We start from the raw sequence: 12,436 nt of genomic DNA, 5'->3' as shown, positions 1-12,436 counted from the left end.
GTGAACCTTACCGGTTTAAAAGGCATTATTGCCTCAGATTCTGCACTCGATCAGGCGTGCGGTTCGATCTCGTCGGCAAGGAACGGTGTTTTCGTTGTTCCCGCTGGCGCGCGTCCTGTCGTTCTTGCCACTCTGAGCGAATACGGACAGGCACAGCCACTGATTGCCCTGACTGCGACAGGGCGGGAAGCTGAACGTTTGACTGCTGCCCTGAGGTCGTGGACGGACAGTGTTGAAATGTTCCCTTCCTGGGAAACGCTCCCGCATGAGCGTCTTTCACCTCAGGTCGACACGATGGCCCGTCGTATCGCTGTGCTCCGCAGGCTGGTTCATCCCGTTGCAGGCGATCCGCATGCGGGTCCACTTTCGGTTCTTGTTGTCCCGATTCGCGCGTTCCTCCAGCCAATTATTCGAGGTGTGGCTGACATTGAAGTCGTGCGCGTCAAAGTCGGGGATCGTGTTGACCTGACGGATCTTGTCGACCGACTGACTGAACTGGGATACCAGCGCACCGACATGGTCGAATCTCGCGGACAAGTCAGCGTTCGCGGTGGAATCCTTGACGTTTTCCCGCCTCAGGAAGCGCATCCACTACGCATCGAGCTGTGGGGGGACGAAGTCGATGAGATTCGTGCCTTCTCTCTTCAAGACCAGCGAACCTTAGGGGAAGCACCGGACGGCCTCTGGGCAACCGCATGCCGTGAACTCCTGCTCAATAGGGCAGTGCGAGCTCGCGCACGCGAACTGGCCACCGAGCTTCCAGGCGCTACCGAAATGCTGGCACTCGCTTCCGAGGGAATCGCGGCACCCGGCATCGAATCCTTGGCACCGGTTCTCGCCTCCGGCATGGATCGTCTGCTTGATCTTCTGCCCGCAGACAGCCCGATTATCGCCTGCGATCCGGAGAGGATCGCTGCCCGTGCCCAAGACCTGATCGCAACGACCGAAGAATTCTTAGCAGCCGCCTGGTCCACCGCCGCCGGTGGAGGACACGTGCCCATTCAAGCAGGCGAGGCCTCGTTCCTTCACTACGAGGACATCTGGAAGTCGGACGATCGTGCCTGGTGGGAATTGACCACGCTACCCCCACCCGAACTTGCCGACGCGCTTGGCGAGGACACTTCCGACGCGCTCGCGGAAGAGACGAAAGCAGTGGTTGCGTCCCCAACTCTGATGAGCATGGGAGCACGTGACGTACGCTCGTACAGGGGCGATTTTGTGTCGGCGAGCGCAGATTTGAAGCAGCTTGCGTCGCAGGGCTGGCGGATTGTCATCACAACCGAAGGCCCCGGTCCTGCACGCCGAATCCGCACAATTATGGCTGAAGCAGGGGTTCGGGCAAGCCTGCGCGATGATATTGAGACTCCTGTCGAAGCCGGTTCGGTTGCCGTTACGACCGCGCAAGCTGGACAGGGTTTTGTCCTGCCGGATGAGCAGTTCGTTATCCTCACAGAGTCGGATCTGACGGGGCGTACGGGTTCTACAACCCGGGACATGCGACGGATGCCCTCGCGTCGCAAGAAGGGCGTCGACCCGCTGTCACTGCACCCGGGTGACTACATCGTCCACGAGCAACACGGTATCGGCCGATTCATTGAGATGGTCTCGCGCACCGTGGGACATGGCTCCGCATCTGTCACCCGTGACTATCTGGTTTTGGAGTATGCGCCTTCGAAGAGAGGCCAGCGTGGAGATCAGCTGTTTATTCCGACCGATGCCCTTGGACAGATTTCCAAGTACACGGGTTCGGATCAGCCGACGCTGACGAAGATGGGTGGAGCTGACTGGGCGAAGCGGAAAGCGAAGGCGAAGAAAGCGGTCAACGAGATTGCCAAGGAGCTTATTCGCCTCTACGCTGCTCGCCAAGCAACCAAAGGACACGCGTTCGGCCCCGATACTCCGTGGCAACGCGAACTTGAGGATGCATTCCCATATGTGGAAACCCCCGATCAGCTGGTGACGATTGATGAAGTGAAAGCTGATATGGAGAAGCCGATCCCCATGGATCGCCTGCTAACGGGCGATGTCGGATACGGCAAGACCGAAATCGCTGTTCGCGCTGCGTTTAAAGCAATTCAAGATGGCAAGCAGGTTGCAGTGCTTGTTCCGACAACCCTGCTTGTACAACAGCATGTTGAAACTTTCACCGAACGCTACGCGGGCTTCCCCGTGACCATTGCGTCCCTCTCGCGTTTTTCAACGCCGAAGGAAACGCAAGAGGTGAAAGAGGGGCTTGCCTCGGGGCGCGTTGACCTTGTGATTGGCACTCATTCCTTGCTGACGGGAACGGTGGTGTTCAAGAACCTCGGCCTTGTCGTGATTGACGAGGAACAGCGTTTCGGCGTTGAGCATAAAGAGACGCTGAAGGCGCTGCGCACCGACGTGGATGTGCTGTCGATGTCGGCCACGCCGATCCCAAGAACGCTGGAAATGGCAGTGTCAGGTATTCGCGAGATGTCGATTCTGCAGACTCCACCAGAAGAACGCCAGCCGGTTTTGACTTTTGTCGGGGCGTACACGGATGCGCAGGTCAGCGCGGCAATTCGCCGTGAGTTGCTACGCGACGGACAGGTGTTCTTCGTCCACAATCGCGTGGATTCAATTTCGAAGGTCGCAGCCCACATTCAGGAACTCGTTCCCGAGGCGCGCGTGAGGATCGCTCACGGAAAGCTCAGCGAACACCAGCTAGAGGACGTGATCGTCGACTTCTGGAACCACGAGTTCGACGTTCTGGTGTGTACCACCATTGTGGAAACCGGCTTGGATATTTCCAATGCGAATACGCTGATCGTGGATCGCGCCGATGTGTTCGGCTTGTCCCAATTGCACCAGTTGCGCGGTCGAGTGGGACGAGGCCGCGAGCGTGCGTATGCGTATTTCTTCTATCCGGCGGACAAGACTCTGACGGAAACCGCGCATGAGCGCCTGAAGACTATCGCTGCGAACACCGACCTGGGTGCAGGGCTTGCTGTCGCACAAAAGGATCTAGAGATCCGAGGTGCCGGCAACCTGCTGGGCGGGGCTCAATCCGGTCATGTTGAAGGGGTTGGCTTCGACCTGTATGTGAGAATGGTCGCCGATGCGGTCGCAGCCTATCGAGGTGAGGCTCCTGAAGAGAAGAGCGACCTGCGGATGGATCTGAGCGTTGATGCCCACATTCCTGAGGACTATGTGCCCGGTGAGCGTCTGCGCCTGGAGGTATACGGCAAGATCGCGTCGATCACGTCGCCCGAGCGAGCAGCCGATGTGCGCGAGGAACTGATTGACCGATACGGGCCGTTGCCCCGCAATGTGGAATTGCTGTTCGATGTTGCTCGCCTTCGCACTATCGTGCGCGCAACCGGCATTGAAGAGATCGTGACCCAAGGCAAGTACCTGCGTGTTGGTCCGGTAGACCTGCGCGAGTCTCAGGTTCTTCGCTTGAAGCGTTTACACCCGGGTGCGGTCATTAAAGCTGCTGTTCGACAGGTCATGGTTCCCCTTCCCATGACTCGTCGAATCGGCGGAGAACCGCTCACGGATGAAGCGTTGCTGGATTGGGTTGAAATTTTGGTAACGAAGATTCTTGTCCCTTTTAACGCCTGATTTCATCATCACGGCGCTTTCAGCACTTTTAAAGGAACGTGTCATAAAATAATCGTGGCCAACATGGGCCATACGGCAGGGAGGACCTACGTGTTCAGCGTAAAGAAAGCAGCAATGGTTGCTGTAGCAAGCATTTCCATCCTGGGACTCGGAGCATGCTCGGCACACCCGGGCACCGCAGTTTCAGTGAACGGCGTCAACTACTCCGAAGCTGATGTCTCAGACGCCCTTTCCCAGTACGCCGAGCTGACCGGCCAGCCGATGGATCGCGCAACCCTTGTGGCCATGCTTCCCGATGCTTTGAAGTTCACGCAGCTGGCTAATGAGAACCAGATTTCTGCAACCGATGAGCAGGTGAATGAGTTCGTTGCGTCGCTCGTCGACCAGGGACGTATTCATGCTCCATCCGGTGACCTCAGCCCCGTTCTGACCGAGATTCTTCGCTACTCGGTGATCAAAGCTCAGCTGGATCAGATGGGCCAGGATGCGCTTGCCACCCTCGCTGAGGACTACAAGGAAATCGCTGCTACGCAGAAGGTTGACATCAACCCCCGCTACGGCACGATTACAGAAGATGGCAGCCTCAAGGCACCGATCTTCGGTGACGTTGTGGATGCTTCCGTTTTCACGGCTGACCAGACCGGTGGCGGAGCTGGCTCTGGCGAGTGATCGTGTGATCCATTCCTCCTTGGTTTCGTCAAAGATCGGGACCAAAGGCGGCTGAACGGATCATCGCACTTCACAAGGCGTGAATGCTTGTTCAGATTTGCGTCTGCAACTAGGCTGAATGGCCGCAAACGTACTACCGTTATGACTGACAACAGTCCACGAAATTGATCGATTGGAGAATGACGTGGCAAGGATTGAGGCTATTGGAGCTCGCGAGATTCTGGACTCGCGCGGTAACCCGACCGTTGAGGTTGAGGTCCTGCTCGAAGACGGAACGCTTGCACGTGCATCCGTGCCTTCAGGCGCTTCCACCGGCGCATTTGAAGCAGTTGAGCGTCGCGACGGCGACAAGGGCCGTTACCTGGGCAAGGGTGTTCAGGACGCCGTTGACGCAGTGAACGACATCATCGCCCCCGAACTGATTGACGAGGACGCTGCAGATCAGCGCGCCATCGACCAGATCATGCTGGACCTCGACGGCACCCCGAACAAGGGCAAGCTTGGTGCAAACGCCATCCTCGGTGTTTCCCTCGCCGTTGCACACGCAGCAGCTGAGTCCGCTGGTCTGTCGCTCTACCAGTACCTCGGTGGCCCGAACGCTCACGTTCTGCCCGTCCCGATGATGAACATCCTCAACGGTGGTTCGCACGCCGACACCAACGTTGACATCCAGGAATTCATGATCGCTCCGATCGGTGCACCGACCTTCCGCGAAGCCCTCCGTTGGGGCGCAGAGGTCTACCACACCCTCAAGGGCGTCATCAAGGAACGCGGTCTGTCCACCGGCCTCGGCGACGAAGGCGGTTTCGCACCGAACCTCGAGTCCAACGCTGCAGCACTCGACCTGATCATCGAAGCAATCGAAAAGGCCGGCTTCAAGCCCGGCGAAGACGTTGCTCTCGCCCTCGACGTTGCTTCCTCTGAGTTCTTCAAAGACGGCCTGTACCAGTTCGAAGGCGAAGGCCGCACGACCGAGTACATGGTTGAGTACTACGAGAACCTCATCTCGAAGTACCCGCTGGTTTCGATCGAAGACCCGCTGTCGGAAGACGAATGGGATGCATGGAAGTCCCTCACCGACAAGATCGGCGATCGCGTCCAGCTCGTTGGCGATGACTTCTTCGTTACCAACCCGGAGCGTCTGCGCAAGGGCATCGAGCTCGGCGCCGCCAACGCTCTGCTGGTTAAGGTCAACCAGATCGGTTCGCTCACCGAAACCCTCGATGCGGTTGAGGAAGCACACCGTAACGGCTACCGTTCGATGACCTCGCACCGTTCCGGCGAGACCGAAGACGTCACCATTGCTGACCTCGCAGTTGCCACCAACTCCGGTCAGATCAAGACTGGCGCACCGGCTCGTTCCGAGCGCGTTGCCAAGTACAACCAGCTCCTGCGCATCGAAGAAGAACTCGGCGATGCAGCTGTTTACGCTGGCCGTTCCTCCTTCCCGCGCCTCGGTCGCTGAACTGAGCGTAGCTAGGAAAAACGCTTCGTCGACGATGTGCTCACGCACTGAGGCGACGTGTGGGCCCCGAACCGTCGGTTCGGGGCCCACTGCTGTATCAAGCCAATGAAGCTTAAAAGTTGGAGCACATCACAGGTGCGCGCTTCGGCTCGCCGTTAGGCTGACGCGCGCCGAAGCCCGAAGTGGGGCACCATTAGAAGCATGCCTCGTAATCCACGCAGTGAGCGCCCCCAAGCGCCCCGACGACCAGACCCCAATCGTGGTCTATTGCGTGGAACCGCGCCCAAAAAGGATCAGAAGGCTTCAGAAAAATCATCCTTGTTCAAGCGCTCCAAGAAGTCTGATAGCGCAAAGGGATCGGCAGATACGCAGGCGCCACGCTCTCCCGCAGAACGCCTGGAGCGAGCACGGGAGATTCGTAGCGCTCATAGGGCGAATGCCGCTGCTTCAACTCATCAGCTCCGTCCTGCACGTGTTCCGCTCAGTCGTGAAGAACGCCGTCGAACTAAAGCTCGCGAGCGTCGTCAAGAGAAGAAAGCTCGCCAAGAACGCCGTCTTGCTGAAGGAAAGACGTTCCTTGTGGGCGGTCTGGAGCTTTCGACGCGTTTGCTCTCCGTTGTTGTTCTTGTCGGTGTGCTTGGGGCATTGCTCGTCCCCAATTTGTACGCGTGGTGGAAACAGGAGCAGGAGCTTCGTGACATCACCGCGAAGGTAGAACAGACGAAGAAACAGAATGCTCAGATGCGTGAGCAGCTCGACTTGTGGAGCGACCCGGAGTTCATTGCCTCGCAGGCTCGTGAACGACTCGGGTACGTGAAGCCGGGTGAGGTGCAGTACGCGGTGGTTGATCCTGGCGAGGAGTATTTGGACAAAGCGCAGATCAACGCTGCGTCGCCTGAAGGCCCAGCACGGCCGTGGATTCAAGTTGTCGGTAAACTGATTCAAGAAGCTGACGAAGCTGAAGTGGGTCAGTCGAAGGCTGTACCATCGCAGTCTGGCGATCAGTCAGCGCCCAGTGGCGCCCAAAGCGCTCAATCTCAATAGTCGCGCGTTGCGGCCAAATCGTAAGGAGCACGTTATCGTGACCGAAGTGGGGAAAGACCCGTCGATTGCTACCGAAGCAGATCTGGATGTTTTGCGTGAGCAGTTGGATCGTGTGCCTCGCGGTGTTGTTGGTATTGGTGCACGTTGCGTGTGTGGTCGTCCGACTGTCGTGAAGACGGCTCCGCGTCTTGAAGACGGTAGTCCGTTCCCGACGACGTTCTATCTGACCAGCCCTCCGATCGTGAAGGCGTGTTCAACGCTCGAGGCTGAGCATGTCATGGAAGATTTCAATGACCTGCTGGCCAATGATGAAGAGGTTGCCGCTCAGTACCAGGCAGCTCATCGTGACTATATTGAACGTCGTCTCGAATTGGGGGATGTTCCTGAAATCTCGGGTGTTTCCGCTGGTGGCATGCCGGCGCGTGTCAAGTGTCTTCATGCTCTGGTTGGTCATGCCCTAGCAGCGGGTCCCGGTGTGAATCCGATTGGTGATCGCGCGTTAGCGATGATGGAAGAACGAGGGATGTGGAGCGCTCAGCGCTGCTCCTGCTAGCTGGTGGTTGGCCGCGGTTGTTGCCTGGCAATGACGGTGTCGTTGATGAGGTGACGGCGTAACTCGGGAGTGTGCCCCAAAAAGGAATGTGTATTTAATGAATCGTGTCGCTGGTATTGATTGTGGAACGAACTCCATCAGGTTGCTTGTTGCCGATGTAGAGCGTGATGAAAACGGTGTGCGCCTGACTGATTTGACTCGTCAGATGCGTATTGTTCGCTTGGGGCAGGGAGTAGATAAAACGGGTCGTTTCGATCCGGCTGCGATTGATCGCACGATTGATGCCGTTGTTGAGTATGAGCGCATGATCTCCCGCCTGGGTGCTTCAAAGGTGCGGTTTGTGGCGACGTCTGCGTCGCGGGATGCGTCCAATCGCGATGAATTTATCGATGCTGTTCGTTCGATTCTCGGCATCGATCCGGAGGTTGTTGAAGGAACGCTCGAGGCCGCCCTGTCTTTCTCGGGCGCAGTCTCTGGCCTAGGGGCGGGCGTCGAAAGCCCGATGCTTGTCGTCGATATCGGTGGTGGCTCGACCGAACTGGTCTTGGGTGATACTGAGGTTCGTCAGGCAATTTCTGTCGATATGGGTGCGGTGCGCGTGACAGAAAAATTCTTTGCTGACTGTGATCAAGAAGCGGGAATTCCCCTTGCGGATCAAGAGCGTGCAATCGAGTGGATTGATGAACAGCTCGATGGGGCACAAAAAGTTGTTGACCTTGAGCGTGTGAAGACATTGGTGGGTGTTGCTGGCACTGTCACAACGTTGACCGCTCAGGCTTTGGGGCTTGCGACATATCAGCCGGAACTCATTCACGGTGCGTCGTTGAGTCTTGATCAGATTGATCAAGCGGTGCGTTTCATGGTGGATCAGCCTTCGAAGGTGAAGGCCGCTCTTGGGTTTATGCCTGAGGGGCGTGAAGATGTGATTGCGGCGGGCGCGCTGATTTGGAGCCGTATCGTCAAGCGTGTTGTTGCTCGCGCAACTGAGCAGGGGACCGTCATTGACCGTGTTGTGACGTCCGAGCATGACATCCTTGATGGCATTGCCCTGTCGCTTGCCTAGGATCAGAGGAATTGCCTGAGATAGGCGGGGAGCGAAAAGTACCCCCAGTCGGACTCGAACCGACAACACACCGATTTTAAGTCGGTTGCCTCTGCCAATTGGGCCATGGGGGCCGCGCATGTGCGCGCCTCATTCTAACCTAAAGAACGCACTGCCTGGGCATGAGGATCTGTCGGCCATGCGCGCTTGTTCACCGCTTTCTTAAGCCTTCTCCGTCTGGCGAGGGATGAGTGTTTTCAGGAAAGACACAGGTTTTGTGGCGGTTTTGTGCGGTTTCTTCTAGGGAAAGTCCGTGGAAGTCGTGGGACAATAGAGGTAGACACGTAAGACCTAGGAGGCCAGAAGTTGTCTAACCCAGTTTTTGACAAGCTTGAAACTCAGTGGGCGAAGGAATCGCACTACACGCCGGCGGGATACCCCACAATGCCCGGATACGCTCCGTCATCACAGGTGGGCACCGGTAACGCTGCGGATCAGCGTTACCCATATTCGACGGCGAACCCGTATTCCACCCAAGCTGGGTCGGCCTCGTCGATGGACTACGGGCGCTACACGCAGTCTCAGATGGAGTCGATGTACCAAGCACCGGCCGCGGATGCTGTTGATCGTGGGGTGATGACCTACGACGACGTCATTATGAAGACCGGAATTTCCCTGGGTGTCCTGCTGGTTGCCGCTACGGCAACGTGGATGCTGTCTGCCGTGAACCCGTCGATGGCGATTGTGCTGTCCGGTATTGGCGTGCTTGTTGGCTTCATTCTGGCGATGGTGAATTCGTTCTCTCAGACCATTCGTCCCGCTTTGATCCTCGCCTATGCGGCTTTCGAGGGGTTGGCTCTTGGCGCAATTTCTGCCGTCTTCGAATTGATGTACCCCGGAATCGTCGTTCAAGCACTCGTTGCGACGGCCGGCGTCTTCGGTGTGACCCTTGCGCTCTTTGCTTCCGGTAAGGTCCGTAATTCGTCGAAGCTGATGAAGTTCACGCTGATTGCACTGATCGGCATCCTCGTTTACCGACTCTTGTCATGGGTTTTGACCTTGACGGGTCTCCTTTCCTCCGGTGGCTTCGACTCGATTACCGTGATGGGTATTCCGCTGGGCATTGTCGTTGGTCTGCTGGCTGTCTTCGTTGGAGCAGCCTGTCTGATCGGCGATTTTGACCAAGCGCGAATCGGTGTAGAGCAGGGTGTTCCTGCAAAGTATGCGTGGATGTGTGCTTTCGGTATTCTGGTCACCGTCGTGTGGATGTACCTAGAGATTCTGCGACTCATCGCAGCATTCAGGGACAACTGACTCTTCCTCTCCGATTCCAACGCAAGGAATCGAATTCTTACCGTGCATCACGAATCTTGAAAGAATCCTCATGGAAAACATCACTGTTACCGGCGACTTTGCCCGTAAGCCCCAGCTCACCTTCGAAAATGCTCCCTCCGACGAACTTCTTGTCGAGGTTCTGACAGAAGGTGACGGCGACGTCGTTGAAGCCGGAGACACCATCCACTGCCACTACCTTGGCCAGGTATTTGGTGGCGATATCTTCGACAACTCCTACGATCGTGGGGCAGCCCTGAGTTTCCAGATCGGCGTTGGTATGGTCATCCGCGGATGGGACGAGGGCCTGCTGGGCCACCGCGTTGGTTCGCGCGTTCTGCTCTCCATTCCGCCGGAATACGGCTATGGCGCACGTGGCGTGCCACAGGCAGGTATCGGTGGCGGTGACACGCTGGTATTCGTCACCGACATCATGGGCGTTGCCTGAGTCTAGAGATAACGAACCGCGCCCGTAGCAAGCACAATGCTTTGTTGCGGGCGCGGCCTCGTATATATGCGCACAAGCCGAACGGAAAACATTGGGTGTTGAAGCGCTAGGTGACTAGATGATCGGGCAGGGGATCCCTGTTCGTGCGTGGCATTCGTATCCGTTGGGATTCTTAAACAGGTACTTTTGGTGATAGCCCTCTGCGTACCAGAATTGACCGGCTTTAGATGCGGGGGCGATCTCAGTTGCGATTTGGCCGAAGCCAGCTTCGCTGATCTTTTCTTGATACGCATCCCGGGCAGCAAGAGCCGTTGCCAACTGTCCATCCGTCGAAGTCCAGATTGCACCGCGATACTGGGTCCCACGGTCGTTACCCTGGCGGTTCACTTGAGTTGGATCGTGAATCTCAAAGAAGAGGGAAATGAGCTGAGCCACACTGGTCTTTTCGGTTGAATAGACAACGCGCACGGTTTCAGCGTGACCGGTCAGCCCGCTACAGACGTCTTCGTAGGAGGGGTTTTCCAGCGTGCCACCCATGTAGCCCGTTGCGGTTGCAACGACCCCAGGAGTATTCCAGAAGACTTTGTCAACTCCCCAGAAACACCCCGCTGCAAAATAGATGACTTCTTCGTTCTTGCCGGGCTCAGTGTGAATGGGAGCGTTGAGAGCTGCAGGGGCAATGAAACTGCCACTGCTGAAAAGATCAGTCAGGTTTGTCATGGCTTAATCCAAACACTGAATACGCCAAGGCGCGACAGGAGGAGGAAATAGGCTGCAAATGGATTTGTACACGGTCTCAGGTAGTCTTGAAACAGTTCAACAGTGAAAGGGGTCGCGATGTTTGATCGCAGTGGACGAAACAAAGCGCGTCTTGGCGCGTTTGTTGCTCGGCTCGTGTCAGAAGCGGAGCGCAAGAATGGCGTCGGCGCAGAAGAGTCCACGATGGAGTTTCACCGCGGGGATACGCTTGAAAGTGAACGCGATGCAGCAAGGTCTGTTCCTTGGCCTCTTCGCTTATCTGCCGCGCTGTCATGGCGTCTGATTGTCGTTGCGATCGCAGCGGCGGGTATTACGTGGGCTGCTTCCAAGATCTGGACGCTGATTATTTCTGTCGCGATCGCTTTGCTTCTTGCTGTCTTGCTTGAACCGCTTGTGCGTTGGCTGTCGGTAAAGGCAAAGCTCCCGAGGACGCTAGCAGCAGCTCTGGGTCTGCTATTTCTGGTTGCGCTTGTCGCAGGTTCTCTGTCGCAGGCGGGCACAGAAATTACCATGCAGTTGCCTGATCTGATGACGAAGGCTAGCGGTGGTCTTGATACGTTCCGTGACTGGCTGGCTAAGTTGCCATGGAAGATCGACATGACGGTCTTCGACAATGTTGTCACCAGCGCGATGACTCAGATTACCAACTATGTGCAGCAGAACGTGCAGCAGATTTTCAGTCAGGCCTACTCGGTCACATCCTCGGTGGTGTCGTTGGTTTCCGGCTTCCTGATTATGCTGTTCTGCCTGTTCTTCTTCCTTAAAGAGGGGCGCACAATCTGGCTGTGGATCGTTCGACTGTTCCCAGCTCCGGCACGTACTCCTCTGCACGAATCTGCGATTCGTGGCTGGGTGACGCTCGGTTCGTACGTTCGCACCCAGATTGAAGTTGCTGCTATCGACGCGGTGGGTATCGGTTTGGGAGCCTTCTTCTTGGGGCTCCCCATGGTTCTTCCGATCATTGTGGTCGTATTCTTTGCGTCCTTCGTTCCGATTGTTGGCGCATTGGTGTCCGGTGCCATCGCTGTTCTGGTTGCTTTGGTCGATCAGGGGATTACGGCTGGCGTCATCATGCTGGTTATCATCTTGGTTGTTCAGCAGATCGAATCGAATCTTCTTCAGCCTCTGTTGATGTCTCACGCTGTTTCTCTTCACCCGATGGCCGTGTTGCTTGTCGTGGCAGGCGCTGGTTCGCTGGGTGGTATTCCTGGCGCTGTTTTCGGTGTTCCGATTGCGGCGTTCTTGAATGCCACGTTCCTCTACCTGCATGGATATGACTCCATGCCAGAGTTGGCAGCAAAGCAGGATCGTCCCGGTGGTCCTCCCGGAATGCTCGATGAAATGGTCGCAGCATCGTACTCGTCGAAGACGCGAGTCAGCGAGGCCCCCGCTCAATCTTCGTCCCAGGACGCGACGTCTCAGGTCGTGGCTGACGGATCGGTTGCGTCCACTTCTAGCCACGAGACCCCCGGTTCAGAGGAAAAACCGGATATGGACGACACTGAAAGTGCGCAGAGCATGGAAAGCCCAGGGGAGGCT

Annotated in this window: 10 protein-coding genes and 1 tRNA gene; 9 read left to right on the top strand and 2 right to left on the bottom strand. The window is 56.8% G+C overall.

The features are described from left to right. The 6 genes from mfd (at window position 1) to PG731_RS03025 (ending at window position 8,379) form a co-directional block, all read left to right on the top strand. Window positions 1-3,585: a transcription-repair coupling factor gene (mfd, locus tag PG731_RS03050; protein ID WP_270772101.1), complete on the top strand. Its 3,585-nt coding sequence runs from the start codon at window positions 1-3 to the stop codon at window positions 3,583-3,585. A gap of 90 nt (window positions 3,586-3,675) precedes the next feature. Then, window positions 3,676-4,254: a hypothetical protein gene (locus PG731_RS03045; RefSeq protein ID WP_270772099.1), complete on the top strand. Its 579-nt coding sequence runs from the start codon at window positions 3,676-3,678 to the stop codon at window positions 4,252-4,254. Between the two features lie 184 nt (window positions 4,255-4,438). Continuing rightward, window positions 4,439-5,719, top strand: a complete 1,281-nt coding sequence (gene eno, locus PG731_RS03040; protein ID WP_179369854.1) for a phosphopyruvate hydratase — start codon at window positions 4,439-4,441, stop codon at window positions 5,717-5,719. A gap of 318 nt (window positions 5,720-6,037) precedes the next feature. Next, entirely contained in the window at window positions 6,038-6,763 is a 726-nt protein-coding gene (locus PG731_RS03035; protein ID WP_270772098.1) for an FtsB family cell division protein, read from the top strand. Between the two features lie 37 nt (window positions 6,764-6,800). After that, window positions 6,801-7,316: a DUF501 domain-containing protein gene (locus PG731_RS03030; protein WP_101627567.1), complete on the top strand. Its 516-nt coding sequence runs from the start codon at window positions 6,801-6,803 to the stop codon at window positions 7,314-7,316. 97 nt (window positions 7,317-7,413) lie between these two features. After that, window positions 7,414-8,379 carry a Ppx/GppA phosphatase family protein gene (locus tag PG731_RS03025; protein ID WP_270772096.1) on the top strand — a complete coding sequence of 322 codons (966 nt, stop codon included), beginning with the start codon at window positions 7,414-7,416 and terminating at the stop codon, window positions 8,377-8,379. A 39-nt stretch (window positions 8,380-8,418) separates the two neighbouring features. On the opposite strand, the gene PG731_RS03020 is transcribed toward PG731_RS03025, so the two are convergent. Further along, window positions 8,419-8,492: transfer RNA gene (locus PG731_RS03020), tRNA-Leu, on the bottom strand. Window positions 8,493-8,724: 232 nt separating this feature from the next. On the opposite strand from PG731_RS03020, the gene PG731_RS03015 reads away from it, so the two are divergent. Beyond that, window positions 8,725-9,672, top strand: coding sequence for a Bax inhibitor-1/YccA family protein (locus PG731_RS03015; RefSeq protein ID WP_270772094.1), 948 nt, complete (start codon window positions 8,725-8,727; stop codon window positions 9,670-9,672). Window positions 9,673-9,742: 70 nt separating this feature from the next. Then, entirely contained in the window at window positions 9,743-10,138 is a 396-nt protein-coding gene (locus PG731_RS03010) for an FKBP-type peptidyl-prolyl cis-trans isomerase (protein WP_101627564.1), read from the top strand. A 114-nt stretch (window positions 10,139-10,252) separates the two neighbouring features. Here the strand turns inward: PG731_RS03010 and msrA are convergent, their stop codons facing one another. After that, window positions 10,253-10,858 carry a peptide-methionine (S)-S-oxide reductase MsrA gene (gene msrA, locus PG731_RS03005; protein ID WP_270772091.1) on the bottom strand — a complete coding sequence of 202 codons (606 nt, stop codon included), beginning with the start codon at window positions 10,856-10,858 and terminating at the stop codon, window positions 10,253-10,255. Window positions 10,859-10,975: 117 nt separating this feature from the next. Here msrA and PG731_RS03000 point away from each other — a divergent pair. Continuing rightward, a partial coding sequence (locus PG731_RS03000) for an AI-2E family transporter (protein WP_270772090.1) occupies window positions 10,976-12,436 on the top strand: 1,461 nt, incomplete at its 3' end.

The sequence above is a fragment of the Pauljensenia sp. OF14-1SRA genome (assembly GCF_027694595.1).
GTDB classification, from domain to species: Bacteria; Actinomycetota; Actinomycetes; order Actinomycetales; family Actinomycetaceae; genus Pauljensenia; species Pauljensenia turicensis_B.
Note: the sequence above shows the minus strand (reverse complement) of the source record. Positions and strands in the feature narration are given on the sequence as shown.